This is a genomic window from Rhodococcus sp. AH-ZY2 (genome assembly GCF_030916465.1).
GTDB classification, from domain to species: Bacteria; Actinomycetota; Actinomycetes; order Mycobacteriales; family Mycobacteriaceae; genus Rhodococcus; species Rhodococcus ruber.
This window is the reverse complement of record NZ_CP126458.1, coordinates 4,011,465-4,028,839: the sequence shown is the minus strand read 5'-3', so window position 1 is coordinate 4,028,839 and position 17,375 is coordinate 4,011,465. Positions and strand designations below refer to the sequence as shown.

Annotated in this window: 16 protein-coding genes; 12 read left to right on the top strand and 4 right to left on the bottom strand. The window is 70.9% G+C overall.

Translation table 11 applies throughout. The annotated features are described in order from the left end of the window. Positions 1 to 11 precede the first annotated feature (11 nt). From QNA09_RS19335 to QNA09_RS19325, 3 genes are all read left to right on the top strand, one after another. Positions 12 to 1,190: an acyl-CoA dehydrogenase family protein gene (locus QNA09_RS19335; RefSeq protein ID WP_017679865.1), complete on the top strand. Its 1,179-nt coding sequence runs from the start codon at positions 12 to 14 to the stop codon at positions 1,188 to 1,190. Positions 1,191 to 1,221: 31 nt separating this feature from the next. Next, on the top strand, positions 1,222 to 2,133 hold the full coding sequence (gene bphC, locus QNA09_RS19330) for a biphenyl-2,3-diol 1,2-dioxygenase (RefSeq protein WP_210063034.1): 912 nt from the start codon (positions 1,222 to 1,224) through the stop codon (positions 2,131 to 2,133). A 70-nt stretch (positions 2,134 to 2,203) separates the two neighbouring features. Continuing rightward, on the top strand, positions 2,204 to 2,335 hold the full coding sequence (locus QNA09_RS19325) for a hypothetical protein (RefSeq protein WP_267966265.1): 132 nt from the start codon (positions 2,204 to 2,206) through the stop codon (positions 2,333 to 2,335). 353 nt (positions 2,336 to 2,688) lie between these two features. Here the strand turns inward: QNA09_RS19325 and QNA09_RS19320 are convergent, their stop codons facing one another. The 3 genes from QNA09_RS19320 to QNA09_RS19310 are packed head-to-tail and all read right to left on the bottom strand — an operon-like array spanning position 2,689 to position 4,912. Further along, on the bottom strand, positions 2,689 to 3,480 hold the full coding sequence (locus QNA09_RS19320) for an SDR family NAD(P)-dependent oxidoreductase (RefSeq protein WP_308072025.1): 792 nt from the start codon (positions 3,478 to 3,480) through the stop codon (positions 2,689 to 2,691). Positions 3,481 to 3,501: 21 nt separating this feature from the next. Continuing rightward, on the bottom strand, positions 3,502 to 3,759 hold the full coding sequence (locus QNA09_RS19315; protein WP_017679868.1) for a hypothetical protein: 258 nt from the start codon (positions 3,757 to 3,759) through the stop codon (positions 3,502 to 3,504). After that, a complete protein-coding gene (locus tag QNA09_RS19310; protein ID WP_059174956.1) occupies positions 3,737 to 4,912 on the bottom strand; it encodes a Rieske 2Fe-2S domain-containing protein in 1,176 nt (391 codons plus the stop codon). Before QNA09_RS19310 ends, QNA09_RS19315 begins: the two co-directional genes overlap by 23 nt. A gap of 231 nt (positions 4,913 to 5,143) precedes the next feature. On the opposite strand from QNA09_RS19310, the gene hsaA reads away from it, so the two are divergent. The 9 genes from hsaA to QNA09_RS19265 all read left to right on the top strand — a co-directional run bounded on the left by hsaA (position 5,144) and on the right by QNA09_RS19265 (position 15,572). Then, positions 5,144 to 6,310, top strand: a complete 1,167-nt coding sequence (gene hsaA, locus QNA09_RS19305; RefSeq protein WP_017679869.1) for a 3-hydroxy-9,10-secoandrosta-1,3,5(10)-triene-9,17-dione monooxygenase oxygenase subunit — start codon at positions 5,144 to 5,146, stop codon at positions 6,308 to 6,310. Between the two features lie 170 nt (positions 6,311 to 6,480). After that, positions 6,481 to 7,125 (top strand): TetR family transcriptional regulator, encoded by a 645-nt coding sequence (locus tag QNA09_RS19300; RefSeq protein WP_119700337.1) that lies wholly within the window; start codon positions 6,481 to 6,483, stop codon positions 7,123 to 7,125. Between the two features lie 214 nt (positions 7,126 to 7,339). Beyond that, positions 7,340 to 8,500 carry a steroid 3-ketoacyl-CoA thiolase gene (locus QNA09_RS19295; protein ID WP_119700048.1) on the top strand — a complete coding sequence of 387 codons (1,161 nt, stop codon included), beginning with the start codon at positions 7,340 to 7,342 and terminating at the stop codon, positions 8,498 to 8,500. A 28-nt stretch (positions 8,501 to 8,528) separates the two neighbouring features. Then, a complete protein-coding gene (locus tag QNA09_RS19290) occupies positions 8,529 to 10,721 on the top strand; it encodes an acyl-CoA dehydrogenase (protein ID WP_119700049.1) in 2,193 nt (730 codons plus the stop codon). Beyond that, positions 10,718 to 11,968, top strand: coding sequence for a lipid-transfer protein (locus QNA09_RS19285; RefSeq protein ID WP_119700050.1), 1,251 nt, complete (start codon positions 10,718 to 10,720; stop codon positions 11,966 to 11,968). Before QNA09_RS19290 ends, QNA09_RS19285 begins: the two co-directional genes overlap by 4 nt. Before the next feature lie 2 nt (positions 11,969 to 11,970). Then, a complete protein-coding gene (locus QNA09_RS19280; protein WP_119700051.1) occupies positions 11,971 to 12,843 on the top strand; it encodes a MaoC/PaaZ C-terminal domain-containing protein in 873 nt (290 codons plus the stop codon). Continuing rightward, positions 12,840 to 13,490 carry a PaaI family thioesterase gene (locus tag QNA09_RS19275; protein ID WP_102031580.1) on the top strand — a complete coding sequence of 217 codons (651 nt, stop codon included), beginning with the start codon at positions 12,840 to 12,842 and terminating at the stop codon, positions 13,488 to 13,490. Before QNA09_RS19280 ends, QNA09_RS19275 begins: the two co-directional genes overlap by 4 nt. 10 nt (positions 13,491 to 13,500) lie before the next feature. After that, positions 13,501 to 14,289: an SDR family NAD(P)-dependent oxidoreductase gene (locus tag QNA09_RS19270; protein ID WP_040270149.1), complete on the top strand. Its 789-nt coding sequence runs from the start codon at positions 13,501 to 13,503 to the stop codon at positions 14,287 to 14,289. Positions 14,290 to 14,417: 128 nt separating this feature from the next. After that, a complete protein-coding gene (locus tag QNA09_RS19265) occupies positions 14,418 to 15,572 on the top strand; it encodes a biosynthetic peptidoglycan transglycosylase (RefSeq protein WP_040270151.1) in 1,155 nt (384 codons plus the stop codon). Between the two features lie 68 nt (positions 15,573 to 15,640). On the opposite strand, the gene QNA09_RS19260 is transcribed toward QNA09_RS19265, so the two are convergent. Then, complete coding sequence (locus tag QNA09_RS19260) at positions 15,641 to 17,305, bottom strand: class I adenylate-forming enzyme family protein (RefSeq protein WP_308072024.1); 1,665 nt, start codon at positions 17,303 to 17,305, stop codon at positions 15,641 to 15,643. Positions 17,306 to 17,375: the final 70 nt, after the last annotated feature.

Here is a 17,375-nt window from a genome sequence, read left to right as displayed (position 1 = left end):
AGCTGACAGTCATGGGCCAGGTTTTGGACAACATCATCCAGTACGCGGACGAGATCCGCGCCGAGGGCGCCGAGGGCGACAAGCTCATGCGCCTGACGGACAACAACGCCAAGCGGTTGCGCGACGCCGGTGTCATCCGCATGCTGCAGCCCAAGGAGCACGGCGGCCTCGAGGTCCACCCGCGCGAGTTCGCCGAGACCGCGATGGCGATCGGAGCAATGGACGGCGCCACCGGATGGGTCGCCGGCATCGTCGGCGTGCACCCGTGGGAGCTCACGTTCTTCGATCCGAAGGCGCAGAACGAGATCTGGGGCGAGGACCCCGACATGTGGATGGCCTCCCCGTACGCGCCGATGGGTGTCGCGGTTCCGGTCGACGGTGGCTACATCCTCAACGGCCGCTGGTCGTTCTCCTCGGGCACCGACCACTGCGGCTGGATCATGATCGGCGCCGCGGTGGGCGACAAGGACGGCAACCGGCTGAACCCGCCGCAGGTCCTGCACGTGCTGCTGCCGCGCTCGGACTACGAGATCGACCAGGACAGCTGGAACGTCGTGGGCCTGCGCGGCACCGGCTCGAAGGATCTGATCATCGAGGACGCCTTCATCCCCACCTACCGCACCCTCGACGCCGACGTCGTCCTCAGCGGCAACGGCTGGCGGCACGCCGGGCGCGACGAGACCCTCTACAAGTTCCCGTTCTCGTGCATCTTCCCGCTGGGCATCACCTCGTCGCTGATCGGCATGGCCGAGGGCGCGCTCGCGTGCTACATCGCGGCCCAGAAGGAGCGCGTCGCGGTCACCGGTATCCCGATCAAGGAGGACCCGTACGTCCTCTATGCCCTCGGTGAGGCGGCCGCCGAGATCGCCGCGTCGCGCGCCGCGATCCTCGAGACCGTCGACCGCTTCTGGGACAAGACGGACAAAGGCCAGGAGGTCACCTTCGACGAGCGTGCCATCGGGCGCCGCACCCAGACCGCTGCCGCGTGGCGGGCCGTCCGCGCCGTCGACGAGATCTTCGCCCGCGCCGGTGGTGGCGCGATGCACCTGAAGTTCCCGATGCAGCGTTTCTGGCGCGATGCGCACGTCGGTCTGTCGCACGCGATCCACGTCCCCGGCTCGATCTTCCACGCGTCTGCGCTGACCCAGCTCGGCGGCGAGCCGCAGGGTGTCCACCGCTCGATGATCTAGCTCTCCCGCGAACGTCCCGGAAGGAACACATATGACGGATATTCGAGGACTCGGATACCTCCGGATCCAGACCACCGACGTCGCGCGCTGGCGTGAACTCGTCGTCGACGGCCTCGGCATGGCCGTCGGTTCCGGCCCCGAACCGGACGGCCTCTACCTGCGGGTCGACGAGCGGCGGGCACGCCTGATCGTGCTGCCCGGCGAATCCGACAAGGCACTCGCGGTGGGCTGGGAGGTGCGCGATCAGTTCGCCCTCCAGCGGGTCCGCGAGACCGTCGAGAAGGCGGGCGTCACCGTCGACGTCCTCTCCCAGGAGGAATGCGACTACCGCGACGCCGAGCAGGTCATCGCGTTCGACGACCCGATCGGCACCCGCGTCGAGGTGTTCTTCGGCCCGGTGCTCGATCACAGCCCCGTCGTCACCCCGCACGGCGGCCGGTGGGTCACCGGCGAGCAGGGCCTCGGCCACGTCGTGCTGCCCGCCACCGATTTCGACGCGGCGCACGCGTTCTACACCGAGGTGCTCGGCTTCCTGCCGCGCGGCGCGATCCGGCTCCAGGCCCCCGGCCCGGCGCGGCGCGTGCGGTTCCTCGGCGTGAACCAGCGCCACCACAGCCTGGCCCTGTGCCCGGCGCCGCCGACCGAGGAACCCGGCCTCGTGCACCTGATGATGGAGGTCGACACCCTCGACGCCGTCGGTCAGGCACTCGACCGGGTGCGCAAGCTCGGGTTCTCCATCTCCTCGACGCTGGGCCGGCACACGAACGACAAGATGGTCTCGTTCTACGTGCGCGCCCCCGGTGGCTGGGACCTCGAGTTCGGCACCGAGGGAATGCTCGTCGACGAGTCGTACTACACGGCCGAGGAGATCACCGCCGACAGCTACTGGGGTCACGACTGGTCCGAGTCCGAGCCGCTGGCGGCGTTCAGCCCGAAGTCCTAGCTCGCAGAGGGAACACGAACAAAGGCCCGGCCGGGGATCACCCCGGCCGGGCCTTCGTCGTCGAGCCCTGGTGCTGGGCCGCACCTCGCACGGCATGGTTCCTGCCGTGCTGCTCGGCGTCGTCGCGACGCTGCTCGCGACGAATTTGTCGGTGCGGCTGCGACGGTGCACCCGCGCCGCGATCTGTCATGGCTCGTCGTGATCGTCGGCTACGGCTGCGCCATGACCCCGGTGCGCCTGCAGGACAGGATCGTCGGTGCTCTGCGCGGAACGCAGTGCCGGTCCGCGCCTGCCGACGACGCACCGAGCTCGCAGGTCCCGCCGGCGCGGCAGTCGACCCGGCCGGTGCTCCGACCCGCACAGAAACGAACTGCCCACACGCCGTGCTCGGCGGGTGGGCAGTGCGGATACGAGAACCGATCGGGCCGGCCGTCCTGCGCAGCAAGTCGACGGTGGACCGACTGTCATGGAATGTGCGCAGTCCGGCCGACCCGATCGTGTGTAAGGTACCCCCGCGTCGGTGCTTTCACACCGACGCCCCGGAAATCCGTTCGGTCAGCTCCTGTTCAGCAGCTTGCGCATCGCCTCGGCCGCGCCCCGGACGAGCTTGTCGCGGGGGAACCCGCTGCGCTTGACCGCGGCGTCGTAGTTGCCGCCGGCCACCCACACCGGCCCGTCGGTGAGGTGTTGGAGGCCCTCCCGGGCCACCTCCTCCGGCTCGGCGACGAGCATGCCGGGGATGTCGAAGTTCAGCCCGGCGCGGATCATCGCCGGGGTGCGGGTCACACCGAGGACGAGTTCGACGACGTGCACCCCGTGCGGGGCGAGTTCGAGCCACAGGCTCTCGGCGAACACGCGACTGAACGCCTTGGACGCCGCGTAGATGCTCTGGTGCTCGGACCCCATGTAGCCGGCGAGCGAGCCGAGCAGCATGATGCCGCCGCGCCCGCGCTCCTTCATCTTCGACCCGAACAGGTGCGAAAGTTCCAGCTGCCGATCGATGTTGAGGGTGATCACGCCACGGAAGCCGTCGAGGTCGCCGGAGACGAACTCGTGACCGTAACTGTTGGCGCCGGCGTTGAAGATGAGCAGACCCACCTCGACGTCGGCGGTCGCCCGCCGGAGCTGCTCGACCGCGTCGTCGGCGAGCAGATCGAGCGCGAGGGTGCGCACCTCGACCCCGTTGCCGCGGACCTTCTCGGCGGTCTCCTCGAGCGGGCCGGGCTTGCGGGCGACGAGCACCAGGTTCAGCCCCGCCCTGCTCAACTCGTCGGCGAACGCGGCACCGACGCCCTCGGAGCCGCCGGCGATGACGGCCCACGAGCCGTACTGCTTGACGTCGATCACGAAAGTTCCTTTCCGGCTGACTTACTGGATGATCGGCCCCGGGACCGGGGTGTCGTCGAGGACGGTGAGGCGGCCTTCGGTCGCGGCCCACGTGATCGTCTCGGCGAGCTTCGCGCAACCACGGCGCGGCGCCCCGGGCCGGGAGTCCTGCCCACCCTGCTCACGCATCTCCGGGCACCGAGACCGCGCCTCCTCGTTCCACTGGACGGAGGTGTGCTCCCAGCTGTTCTTGGCGACGAGAACCCGGGCGCCGCACTCAGTGCACTGCAGGGGTTGCATCGGTGGTCGCCGCCTCCTCGGCTGCCGTCTTGCGGGCGAGGTTCTCCTCGACCTCCTTCATCCACGCCGCCACGGGGCGGGTGGTGTCCATCTCGAACTCGAACCGCTCGGTCATCTCCGGCTTGACGTCGGCGGCGTCCACGTAGAACTGCTCGTACCAGCGGCGCAGCTGGTAGACCGGGCCGTCCTCGTCGCACAGCAGCGGATTCTCGATGCGCGTCTTGTTCTTCCAGATCTCGACGTCCTGCTCGAAGCCTCGGGCGATGAAGTCACCGAACTTGCGGGCCGTCTCGTCGGCCGAGTCGCCGAGGGCGTCCGACTTCTTCACGATGATCCCGTACATCAGGACGAACTTGTTCTCGGTGACGGGGTAGTGGCAGTTGAGCAGCACCGAGTCGATGTCGTAGCCCTCGTACTTGTACTGCAGGTCGTCGATCATGAACGACGGACCGAAGTACGCCGCCTCGGAGCGGCTGCCGACGAGCTTCGGCTGGCCGTCGGCGTGCGGCCGCATGTCCTCGCGCGCCTGACCGTGCATGATCTGCGTCGCGACGTGGCCCTCGAAGATGTTCTTGAAGTACGTGGGGAACGAGTAGTGCACGTAGAAGAAGTGCGCCATGTCGACGATGTTGTCGATGATCTCGCGGCAGTTGGTGTCGACCTCGGTGGTGTACCAGACCCAGTCGGTCCACTCGTCGCTCGTCGCGCCCTCGATGCGGGGGATGGTGACGTCGGCGGGCGGCGGGTTGCCCTCGGGATCGTGCCAGACGAACAGCATTCCGTCCTGGTCGAGGGTGTGCCACGCGCGGGTCTTCGCGATCGGCGGAACGCGCCGCGCGTAGGGGATCGAGGTGCACCGGCCGTTGCCGCCCCAGCGCCAGTCGTGGAAGGGGCAGGCCACCGAGTCGCCCTTGATCGTGCCCTGGCTGAGGTCGCCGCCCATGTGCCGGCAGTACGCGTCGAGGATCTTCAGGTTGCCGTTGCTGTCGGCGAACACCACGAGCTTGGTGCCGAAGGCGTGGATCGAATGCGGCTTGCCGTCCTTGAAGGACTCGGACAGGCCCAGGCAGTGCCAGCCCCGGGCGAACCGGGTGGGCGCGGCACCGGCCACGATCTCGCGAACTTCGACGTCGTCGGACTTGCTGGAGCTCACTGTCGTCCGTCCTTTCGGAGGAAATGTCGTATCGGATGGAGCACCTCGGTGCTGTGCGCGGGTGGGCCGGGGGACGGCAGCCGCCTGCGACCTGTGGGATCGACGCTAGGTGAGGCCGGTCACCGGGGGTGCGGCGATCCCACTGTCCGGGACACGTTCCGGCGGGCCGCGGCGACGGCGCCGCACGATGGGGGAGCCCGTACCCGCCCCGGTCACGAAGGAGTGACGCCGATGCCCGACGACGTGCTGACGAAGGTGCGCGAACTGCTGCCGTCCATCGCGGAGCGCGCGCAGACGGTCGACGACTCGCGCCGGGTGCCGGACCAGACCGTGCAGGACCTGGCCGCGGCGGGGGTGTTCCGGATGCTGCAGCCCGCCCGGTACGGCGGTCTCGAATGCGACCCCGTGCGCTTCTACGAGGTGGTGCGGGAGATCTCGGGGGCCTGCGGGTCGACGGGCTGGGTGACGTCGATCCTCGGGGTCCACTCCTGGCACCTGGGCCTGTTCGACCCGCAGGCCCAGGACGACGTGTGGGGGCAGGACGATTCGACGCTGCTGTCCTCGTCGTACGCGCCGGTCGGCGAACTCGTCCCGGTCGACGGCGGTTTCCGGCTGTCGGGCAACTGGCGGTTCTCGTCCGGGTGCGAGCATGCGACCTGGGCGTTGCTCGGGGCACTCGTCGTCGGTGCCGAGGGCCGGCCGGTGGACTTCATGACCGTCCTGGTGCCGCGCAGCGACTACCGGATCCTGGACGTGTGGGACGTCGTGGGCATGCGCGGAACCGCCAGCAACGAGATCTCCGTCGACAAGGCGTTCGTGCCGCACCACCGCACGGTGCGCAACTACGACCTGGCGCAGCTGCGTGCCCCCGGCCACGCGGTGAACCCGGGACCGTTGTTCCGGCTGCCGTTCGCCGCGATCTTCACCACCGCCGTCGCCGCGCCGGTGATCGGAACGGTCGCCGGGTGCTACGAGCAGTATCTGGGGGCGATGCGGAACCGGGTGCGGTTGAGCCTGGGCGGGGGCCGGTTCGCCGAGGACCAGTTCGCGCAGGTCGCCGTCGCCCGGGCCGCCTCGGAGATCGACGCGGCGATCCTCCAGACGGACCGCAACATCCGGGAGTTGTACGAGCTGGCGGTGGCGGGGCAGCCGCTGCCGACGCGGCTGCGGCTGCGGCTGCGCCGCGACCAGGTGCGGGGCACCGAGCGTGCCGTCGAGGCGATCGATCTGCTGTTCAAGACCTCGGGCGGCAACTCGCTCGGCCGGGGGACCCCCGTCGAGCGGGCGTGGCGTGACGCACACGCGGGCAGCGTGCACGTCGCCAACGATCCCGAACGCGCCCTCGCGATGTACGGACGGGGCGCATTCGGCCTGCCGGTGGAGGACAACCTGATCTGAGCCGCCACCTGCTGGAACGAGGGGTGCCCGGGATCGCTGTATCCTCCCTCTCGTGCGCCGAGCACGCGCGCGTCCCACTGAGCGGAAGATCTCCGGCGGCTCGGCGCGGAACGCGGGATGCTGGGCGGCGCGGCATCGCCGCAGAGACGAGACGACGGAGGAGGACCCCCGTGCCCAGAGTTGCCGAAGCGCGGGACGCCGCGGAGCCGACGTCCGCCGAGCAGCGCGCGCGGTTCGGGCGCATCCTCGACGCCGCTGCGAGCCTGGCGACCGAGAAGGAACTCGAGCGGGTGCAGATGCACGAGGTCGCGAAGATGGCCGGCGTCGCCATCGGCACCCTGTACCGGTACTTCCCGTCCAAGACACATCTGTTCGTGGCGGTCATGGTCGATCAGATCGATCAGATGAGCGAGCGGATGGCCCAGCGCACCACCCCGGACGCCACCCCGCAGGAGGCCGTCTACGAGGCGCTCGTGCGGGCGACGCGGGCGCTGCGGCGACGGCCGTTGCTGGCGACGGCGATGATCCAGTCCACGAGCACCGCCAAGGCGACGTCCATTCCCGACGTCGCGAAGATCGACCACCGTTTCCGTGAGGTGCTCTACCGTGCGGCCGGGCTCGAGTACGTCACCGAACGGGACGCGACGCTCGTGCGGGTCCTCGAGCAGGCGTGGTTCGGGATCATCCAGTCCAGCCTCAACGGCCGGATCTCGGTTCCCGACGCGGAGTCCGACCTGCGGGTGGCCTGCGAGCTGCTGCTCGCCGGCCTGTCGAACGCGAGCCCGGCGAACGCGAGCCCGGCGCCGTCTGCTTGACCTCGCGCACTCGTGCGTCGAGCCTTGGCATGCCTGCATAACTGAAATGAATTCTTGTCTTTCTTGCGGGGGTGTAGACCGATATCGGCACCGAACAGACCGTTGCCTCGACGCAGTAAATGGAATACATTCTAAAAATGAACGCGTTCCGGTTCTGTTCCCCGGCGCGTCCCACCGACACCTGCCCAGCACTCATGTTCCGAGGAGCCAGCTCATGACCGACGTAGTCATCGTCGACGCGGCCCGTACCCCCGTCGGCCGCCGCCGCGGCGCCCTGTCCGGTCTGCACCCGGCCACCCTGCTCGGCACCGCCCAGCGCGCCGTCCTCGAGCGCGCCGGCCTCGCCCCCGACCAGGTGGGGCAGGTCGTCGGCGGCTGCGTCACCCAGGCCGGCGAACAGTCCAACAACATCACCCGGCAGGCCTGGCTACACGCCGGCCTGCCCTACACGACTGCCGCCACCTCCATCGACTGCGCGTGCGGCTCCTCCCAGCAGGCCGTCCACATCGTCGCCGGTCTCATCGCCTCCGGCCAGATCACCGCGGGCATCGGCTGCGGCGTCGAATCCATGAGCCGGGTGTTCCTCGGCCAGGCCCTCACCCCCGAGACCGGGAACCCCTACCCGGACGACTGGACCATCGACATGGGCGACCAGTTCACCTCGGCCGAGCGCATCGCCGCCAAGCGCGGCATCAAGCGCGGCGACACCGACGCCTTCGGCCTCGAGTCCCAGCGCCGCGCCGCCGCCGCCTGGGCCGAGGGCCGGTTCGACCGCGAGATCGTCCCCACCGAGGCGCCCGTCCTCGTCGACGGCGTGCCCACCGGCGAGACCGCCGTCGTCACCCGCGACGGTGGCCTGCGCGAGACCACCGCCGAAGGCCTGGCCGCGCTGAAGCCGGTCGTCGAGGGCGGCATCCACACCGCCGGCTCCGCGTCGCAGATCAGCGACGGCGCCGCCGCGGTCCTGCTCACCAGCGCCGAGCGCGCCCAGGAACTGGGGCTGCGGCCCCGCGCCCGGATCGTCGCCTCGGGCATGGTCGGGTCCGACCCGTACTACCACCTCGACGGCCCGATCGACGCGACCCGCCACGTCCTCGGCAAGGCCGGCATGACACTCGACGACATCGACCTCGTCGAGATCAACGAGGCATTCGCCGCGGTCGTCCTGTCGTGGGCGCAGGTGCTCGACGCCGACATGTCCAAGGTCAACGTCAACGGCGGCGCCATCGCCCTCGGTCACGCCGTCGGGTCGACCGGTGCCCGGCTCCTCACTAGTGCCCTGCATGAGCTCGAGCGGTCCGACCGGTCGACTGCGCTGGTCACCATGTGCGCGGGCGGCGCACTGTCCACCGCGACCGTCATCGAACGCATCTGACCGACACCATCGAATTCGCGAGGCCGACATGACCATTGGACTGACAGACGAGGACCGCGACCTGCGCGACGCGGTGCGCGGCTGGGCCGCCCGCCACGTCACCGCCGACGTGGTGCGCCAGGCCGTCGAAGCCAAGACCGACACCCGTCCCGCGTACTGGGGCTCGCTCGCCGAACTCGGTGTGCTCGGCCTGCACCTGCCCGAGGAGGCCGGCGGCGCCGGCTGCGGTCTGGTCGAACTCGCGGTCGTCACCGAGGAACTCGGCCGGTCGATGGTGCCCGGCCCGTTCCTGCCGACCGTGCTGACCGCCGCGGTGCTGCGCGAGGCCCGCCGCACCGCCGAACTCGCCGGTCTCGCGGACGGCACCACGCTCGCCGGCGTCGCCCTCGACCCGGGCACGTTGCGGGTGGGGCGCGGCTCGGCCGGCACCACCCTGTCCGGGCGGTCCGGATTCGTCCTCGGCGGCCACACCGCCGACCTGCTGCTCGTCGCGGCCGAGGACGCCGGCAACCGCGCCTGGGTGCTGCTGCACCGCGACCGGGTCGACGTCGAGGACCTGCCCAGTCACGATGTGCTGCGCGGTAATTCGCAGTTCGAGGTGGACCGGCTGGCGCTCGGCGCCGACGACGTGCTGCGGATCGATCCGCAGCACGTCACCGACCTCGCCGCCGCCCTGTTCGCGGCCGAGGCGTCGGGCATCGCGGACTGGTGCGTGCGCACCGCCGCCGAGTACGCCGCCGTGCGCCGCCAGTTCGGCCGGCCGATCGGCCAGTTCCAAGGCGTCAAGCACCGCGCCGCACGCATGCTCGCGCTCGCCGAGCAGGCCCGCGTGTGCGCGTGGGACGCCGCCCGCGCGCTGACTCCCGGCGGTGCCGAGGCGGACGAGGCGTCCCTCGCGGCCGCCGTCGCCGGCGCCACGGCCCCCGACGCCGCGTTCGCCGTGGCCAAGGACTGCATCCAGATCCTCGGCGGCATCGGCTACACGTGGGAGCACGACGCGCACCTGTATCTGCGCCGCGCCCAGTCGCTGCGGATCCTGCTCGGCTCCACCGCGTCGTGGCGCCGGCGCGTCACCGACCTCACCCGCGGCGGCACCCGCCGCGTCCTCGGCATCGACCTGCCGCCGGAGGCGGAACGGATCCGCGCGGAGGTGCGCGGCGAACTCGAGCCCGCCGCTGCGCTCGACGGCGCCGAACGCACCGCGTATCTCGCCGAGAAGGGCTACACCGCACCGCATCTGCCCGCACCGTGGGGCAAGGGCGCCGACGCGGTCACCCAGCTGGTGATCGCCGAGGAGCTGCGCGCGGCGAGCCTGAGGCCGCACGACATGATCATCGGCAACTGGGTGGTGCCGACCCTGATCGCGCACGGCAGCCCGGAGCAGCTCGAGCGGTTCGTGCCGCCGTCGCTGCGCGGCGACATCGTCTGGTGCCAGCTGTTCTCCGAGCCCGGCGCGGGCTCGGATCTGGCGTCGCTGACCACGAAGGCCACCAAGGTCGACGGCGGGTGGATGCTGCAGGGGCAGAAGGTGTGGACCTCGATGGCCCGCGACGCCCACTGGGGCATCTGCCTGGCCCGTACCGACGCCTCCGCTGCGAAGCACAAGGGCCTGTCGTACTTCCTCGTCGACATGCGCGGCAGCGAGGGTCTCGACATCCGCCCGCTGCGCGAGATCACCGGCGAGGCGCTGTTCAACGAGATCTTCATCGACAACGTCTTCGTCCCGGACGAGTGCCTCGTCGGCGAGCCCGGCGACGGCTGGAAGCTCGCCCGCACCACCCTCGCCAACGAACGCGTCTCCCTCTCACACGACTCGTCCCTCGGCTCCGGCGGCGAGGCCCTGCTCGATCTGGCCGCCGAGCTGCCCGGCGGGCTCGACGACGAACAGTCCACCGTGCTCGGAAAGGTGTTGTGCGACGCGCAGACCGGCGGGTTGATGGCGCTGCGCACCACGCTGCGCTCGCTGGCCGGCGCCCAGCCCGGCGCCGAGTCCTCGGTCGCGAAACTGCTCGGCGTCGAGCACATCCAGCAGGTGTGGGAGGTCGCGATGGACTGGGCCGGACCGCGCGCCCTGCTCGGCGCGCAGGACCGCCGCTCGGCGACGCAGATGTTCCTCAACTCCCAGTGCATGTCGATCGCCGGCGGCACCACCAACGTCCAGCTCAACATCATCGGTGAGCGCCTGCTCGGCCTGCCCCGCGACCCCGAGCCCGGAAAGTGAGCGCCGCCGTGACGTCGGCGCGGCAGGGACGCCGCGTGTTCGTCGTCGGCGTGGGGATGACGAAGTTCGAGAAGATCGAGACCGGCGGCCGGGAATACCCCGAGATGGTCCGCGAGGCCGTCGACATGGCCCTCGGCGACGCCGGCATCGGCTACGGACGGGTGCAGCGGGCCGCCGTCGGCTACGTGTTCCAGCCGTCCACCGCCGGTCAGCGCGCCCTGTACGAGGTGGGACTGACCGGCATCCCGATCGTCAACGTCGACAACAACTGCGCCACCGGCTCCACGGCGCTGATGACGGCGCGGGACTGGGTGCAGGGCGGGCAGGCCGACGTCGCGCTGGCCGTCGGGTTCGAGCAGATGACCCGCACCTCCCTCACCGGCACCGGCGAACTGCCGAAGGTCACCACGCTCGACCACCACCTGAACGTCATGACCGACCTGCACGAGTGGGGCACCGGCCCGATGACCGCCCAGCTGTTCGGCAACGCCGCGGTCGAGCACATGGAGCGCTACGGCACCACCGCCGAGCAGATCGCCGCCGTGGCGGTGAAGAACCACCGGCACTCGGTGCACAACCCCTACGCGCAGTTCCGCGACGAGTACACCCTCGAACAGGTGCTGGGCGACAAGATGATCCACGCGCCGCTCACCCGCTCGCAGTGCTCGCCCACCTCCGACGGCGCCGGCGCGGCGGTCCTGGTGAGCGAGGCCTTCGTGCGCGAGCACGGCCTCGAGGACCGGGCCGTCGAGATCGTCGCGCAGGCAATGACCACCGACACCGGCGAATCGTTCGACAGCCGCTCGATGATCGACGTCGTCGGCGCCCCGATGACGGGAGCGGCCGCCGCCCGGGTGTTCGCCGAGTCCGGGCTCACCGTCGACGACGTCGACGTGATCGAACTGCACGACTGCTTCGCCATCAACGAGATCATCACCTACGAGGGGCTCGGCCTGTGCAGCCCCGGCGAGGGCGGCAAGCTCGTCGAGTCGGGTGCCACCACCCACGGCGGCCGGTGGGTGGTCAACCCGTCGGGCGGCCTGCTCTCCAAGGGCCATCCCCTCGGCGCCACCGGCCTGGCCCAGTGCGCCGAACTCACCTGGCAGCTGCGCGGCGAAGCCGGCGGCCGCCAGGTCGACGGCGCCCGCGTGGGCCTGCAACACAATCTGGGGCTCGGCGGCGCGTGCGTGGTGACGCTGTACCGGGCCGGGACCCTCACCGGATCCGCGGACGAGAAGGAGAACTGACCGTGCCCATCGACCCGAAGACCGCACTGTCTGCCGAACCCACTGTGCGCGAAGCGGTCTGGACCGACCGCGACGTCATGCTGTATCACCTCGGGCTCGGCGCCGGCGGCGACGGACTCGACCCGGCCGAGCTGCGCTGGGTGTACGAGAAGGACCTGCGGGTGCTGCCGACGTTCGCGATGGTGGCCGGTCAGGGCATCTCGGCCGGCGCGCTGAAACCGGCCGGCATGAACCTGCCCGGCATCGACATCGACCTGCGCCGCATCCTGCACGGCGGGCAGTCGCTGCAGCTGCACGCCCCCATCCCCGCCTCCGGGACGGCGCACATCTCGTCGCGCGTAGCCCACGTGTGGGACAAGGGCAAGGCCGCTGTCATCGTGCTCGAACAGTCCGCAGCCACCCCGGAAGGTGCGCCGCTGTGGACCACCGGCATGCAGATCTGGGCCCGCGGCGAGGGCGGCTTCGGCGGCGAACCCGGCCCGGAGACGCCGCACACGGTGCCCGACCGCGACGCCGACACCGTCCTCGTCTCGCCCACCGGCACCCGGCAGGCCCTGCTGTACCGGCTCAGCGGCGACATGAACCCGCTGCACGCCGAGCCCGCGTTCGCGCAGGCCGCCGGTTTCGACCGGCCCATCCTGCACGGTCTGGCCTCCTACGGGATCGTGTGCAAGGCCGTCGTCGACGGCCTGCTCGACGGCGACCCGGCGCGGGTGCAGAGCTACTCGGTGCGGTTCGCCGGCTCGCTGTTCCCGGGCGAGACCATCGAGACCGCCGTCTGGCGCGACGGCGACCGGCTGACGTTGCTGGCGACCTGCCCGGAGCGCGACGGCGCCCCCGTCCTCACCCACGCCGTCATGGAGGTGCGTCCGTGAAGGTCGGAACCCATCCCACCGCCGCCACCCACGCCCACGGCACGGTGCTGACCTCGGCGCCGCAGGACGCGCCGGTGGACCGGGCGACCGCCGCCGCGCGCCGCGTCGTCGACGCCATGCTGCGCACCGACCGCGGCAACGCCAACCTCGACCGGGTCGCGGAGGAACTGAACAGCATCGCCGACCACCTCGAGGAACACGCCCCGGAGGTCGCCGAACGACTGATCGACATGTGGAACGGCGAGGGCGTCACCCGGCACGACCCGGTCACCGGCCCCGAGAACGCCATCGCCCCGCCCCTGGTCCTCGAGGGCCTCGAGGACGGCTCGGTGCGGGGCACGGTCACGCTGACGATGCCGTACCAGGGCCCGCCCGGGTGTGTCCACGGCGGGGTGTCGGCCCTGATCCTCGACCACGTGCTCGGGGTTGCCAACGCCTGGGGCGGCAAGTCCGGGATGACGGCGAAGCTCGAGACGAACTACCACCGGCCCACGCCGCTGTTCGAGCCGCTCGTCGTCACCGGCCGGCTCGTCTCCGTCGACGGCCGCAAGATCCGCACCGTCGGCAGCATCACGACGGCCGACGGACAGCTGTGCGTCTCGGTGGAGGGACTGTTCATCGACAAGACGGTTCCGCGTCCCCGATAGGAGAATCCGCATGGGAGCACTCGACGGTCGTGTCGCGCTGATCACCGGCGCCGGCATGGGCATCGGGCGCGGCATCGCCGCGGCGTACGCGCGGGAGGGCGCGGACGTCGTCGTCGCCGAGATCGACGAGCAGGCCGGCGATGCCACCGCCCGGTGGCTGCGCGACGAGTGGGGTGCGCGCGCCCACTTCGTGCGCACCGACGTCACCGACAAGGCCCAGGTCCACGCCGCGGTCGACGGCGCGGTCGAACGGTTCGGCCGCCTCGACGTCCTCGTCAACAACGCCTGGCGCGGCTCCGGGTACGCCCGGTTCGAGAACATGACCGACGAGCAGCTGCGTGCCGGGTTCGACACGGCCGTGATGGCGGCGTTCTGGGCGATGCAGCGGGCCCTCCCGGAACTCGAGCGCCACGGCACCGGCCGGGTGATCAACCTGTGTTCGCTCAACGGCGTCAACGCGCACATGTACTCCGTGCAGTACAACGCCGCCAAGGAGGCGCTGCGCACCCTCACCCGCACCGCGGCGCGGGAATGGGCGCCGAAGCAGATCTGCTGCAACGTGATCTGCCCCGGCGCGCAGAGCGAGGCGTTCCGGCGGGTGGCCGAGACCGACCCGCAGATGGCGGCGGCGTCGGCGCAGGCCAACCCGATGGGCCGAATCGGTGACTCGCTCGACGACATCGGACCCGTCGCGGTGTTCCTCGCGAGCGACGGTGCGCGCTACCTCACCGGCAACACCTTGTTCGTCGACGGCGGCGCGCACATCAACGGCGTCCAGTGGGCGCCGCGGGTGGACTGAGCATCCGGTCCCGACCCCCGAGACCGGCCCGTGACCGTCGGCGACGAAGATGAAGAGGTCGTGTCGGTGACCAGCGGGAGGCGTGTACAACGATGAGGCCGGGCAGGTGCGCAGCGTGCCGGCGGATCGTGGGTCCGTTCGAGCGGCGGGTCGACGGCCGGTGCACCCGGTGTGTCGCCGCCCGCCTCCGCGCCTGGGCGGCGGCCCCCGAGGTGCCGGTGCGCCGGGAACCGCAGGACCGCGGCCCGAAGCTGCGCCGGCTGCGTCGTCCCGCGGGGCAGGGGTCCCGCCTGCGTCGCCCCGCGGTGCAGTGGCCCCGCCGGTCCGAGCCGCAGCCTCGTCGCGAACCCGAGTACGCGGGAGTGCGTCGCCCCGAGCCGCCGTGGCCGCCCGTCGCCCGGCCCGGGCCGCCCCCGCTGCCGGCGCAGCCGCCCCGCAATCCGTGGCCGACGCGGGCGAAGCGGGCCGGCGCAGCGGTCGCGGCGCTCGTGCTGATCGCGCTGACGGCCACCGCGTCGCTGCGGGTGTGGACGCCGGCGTCGTCGCGGTTCATGCGCATCGACGACGGCCCGGTCACCTACCAGTACGTCTCGCTCGACCACGTCAGCCGCTACATCGTCGCCTCGGTGATCGCCCACGAGGACGACCAGATGGGTCTTCGTGCGCAGGCGTTCCACTGGGGCGACTACGCCGACCGCGCCCGCGCCCACCTGACGGGTGAGCCGCAGCAGACGTACTCGACGATCCCGCAGCAGCTCGCGAAGAACATGTTCTTCACCCCCGACCAGAGCGCGATCCGCAAGGCCGTCGAGACGGTGCCGTCGATCCTGTTGAGCAGCACCCTGCCCGACGCCCGCATCATGGAGCTGTACCTGAACTACGCGCAGTTCGGTCCCGACCTGTACGGGGTGTGCGCGGCCAGCTGGTACTACTTCGACACCGCGCCCTGGGAGATGTACCAGTACCACGCGATGCAGCTCGCGGGCATGCTGCCCAATCCGGAGGACGTCGTGCGCCTGCCCGGCGGGGGCGTCGCCACGCCACCGGACGCGCCGTATCCGAGCGCGGCGTTCCACATCAACGGTGCCGCCAACGTCGATCTGCCCGCCCGCTTCGCCGGCTGGGGCGGCTGGGAGAACATCGTCGCGTCGGTGGGCATCGAGGATTCGGCCGCCGACCACGCCGACGACCGGCCCAGCGCGGATTCGTGCTCGACGATGCCCGAGCCGGTGCGTCAGCGCCTGGCGGTCGAGGACCCCGGGTTCGTGTCCCGGTCGCAGTAGCCGCATCCGCGACCCGCGGTGCTTCTCGCGCGCGTGAGAACGCGCGCAAGAAGCACCGCCCCGCGCAACTAGATGCTGACCTCGCGACGCACCGTCTTGCCCGTCGCGTTGCGGGGCAGCAGGTCGGAGGTGATCCGCCAGCGGGTGGGGACCTTGAAGTACGACAGACGCTCGGCCGCGTACTCGCGCAGCTCCTCCTCCGTCACGCTCGCCCCCTCGGCGAGGACGACGACCGCCGCCACCTCCTGACCGAGGTCGGGGTGCGGGACGCCGATCACGGCGCACTCGCGCACGGCCGGGTGCTCGTCGAGGGTCTGCTCGATCTCGGTGGGGTAGACGTTCTCGCCGCCGCGCAGGATCAGGTCGGAGCGACGGCCCGTCAGGCGCAGCCGGCCGTTCTCGATGACGCCGTAGTCACCGGTGCGCAGCCACCGGTCCGGGGTGATCGCCGCGGCCGTGGCCTCCTCGTCCTCCCAGTAGCCGAGCATGACGAACGGGCTGCGCACGCACACCTCGCCTTCGACCCCGTCCGGCAGCCATTCGCCGAACGGATCGCGGATCTCGAGGCTCACCGTGATGATCGGCCGGCCCAGGGTGCCGGGGAACGCCTCGATGTCCTGCGAGTTGGCGACCGCGATGGCGGTGCTGCACTCGGTGAGCCCGTAGCTGTCGACGAGGGCGTCGCGCGCGAAGGGCACCTTCTCGCGCAGCCGGTCCTTGAATGCGATCGACGACGGTGCCGACGCGAGTGCGAACGCCGTCAGCGACGACAGGTCGTACTTGTCGAGGTTGTCGTGCTCGAGCAGCCGCGACGCCATCGTCGGCACCGCGCCCCAGTTGGTGACGCGTTCGCGTTCGATCAGGCTCAGCACCTTGTCCACGTCGAACGAACCCTGGTGCATGATCACCGCGCTGCCCGTCGCCAGCCGCGGGATCACCAGGTTGTGCAGGCTCGCGATGTGGAACAGCGGCGAGGTGAGCAGGTACCGCAGGTCGCTGGGGACGTCGTCGCTGTAGGTCCGGCCGGTGAACGCCGCGAGCAGGGCATCGCTGAACCGGTGGTAGTCGACGACCGCCAGCAGGTTGCGGTGCGAGTGCAGCGCGCCCTTGGGCCGGCCGCTGGTGCCGCTGGTGTAGAGGATGACCGACGGGTCGTCCTCGTCGATGTCGACGCGCGGCGGCTCGGCGCCGGGGTACTGCGCGATCAGCCGGGGCAGGTCCTCCTCCATCGTCAGGACCGTGATCCCGGTGGTGTCGACGTCCGCGAGGGCCTCGGCGCGCTTGGCGTCGACGACGAGGACCTTCGGCCGGCTGTGCTCGAGGCCGTACTCGATCTCCCGCGGCACCCACCAGCCGTTGAGCCCGACGGTGATCGCGCCGAGCGTCTGGCTCGTCCAGAACGCGATCACCCACTCCGGGGTGTTCGCGGCCAGGATCGCGACGCGATCGCCCTTCTCGACGCCGTAGTCGCTGCGCAGCGCCCGGGCGAGGGAGTAGGCGGCGGCGGCGTGCTCGGCGAAGGAGAGCCGGCGGTCGGCGGTGACGAGGTAGTCGCGGTCCCCCCAGCGCAGGGAGTCGGCGAGCAGCTCGCCCACGGCCTTGCCGCGGTTCTTCATCACCGGCATCGAGGCGCCGAGCACCTCTTCCTCGACGATCTCGAACCGGCCACCCGGGCCGGTCAGGCGGGAGACGACCTCGTCGAGGTACAGCCGGGGGCCTGCGGACGCAGTCATGCGGGGACCTTTCCTTCGTGTCACGTGAATACCGTGTCACCTGCGGCGATAGACCTGTGACCCCACCCCG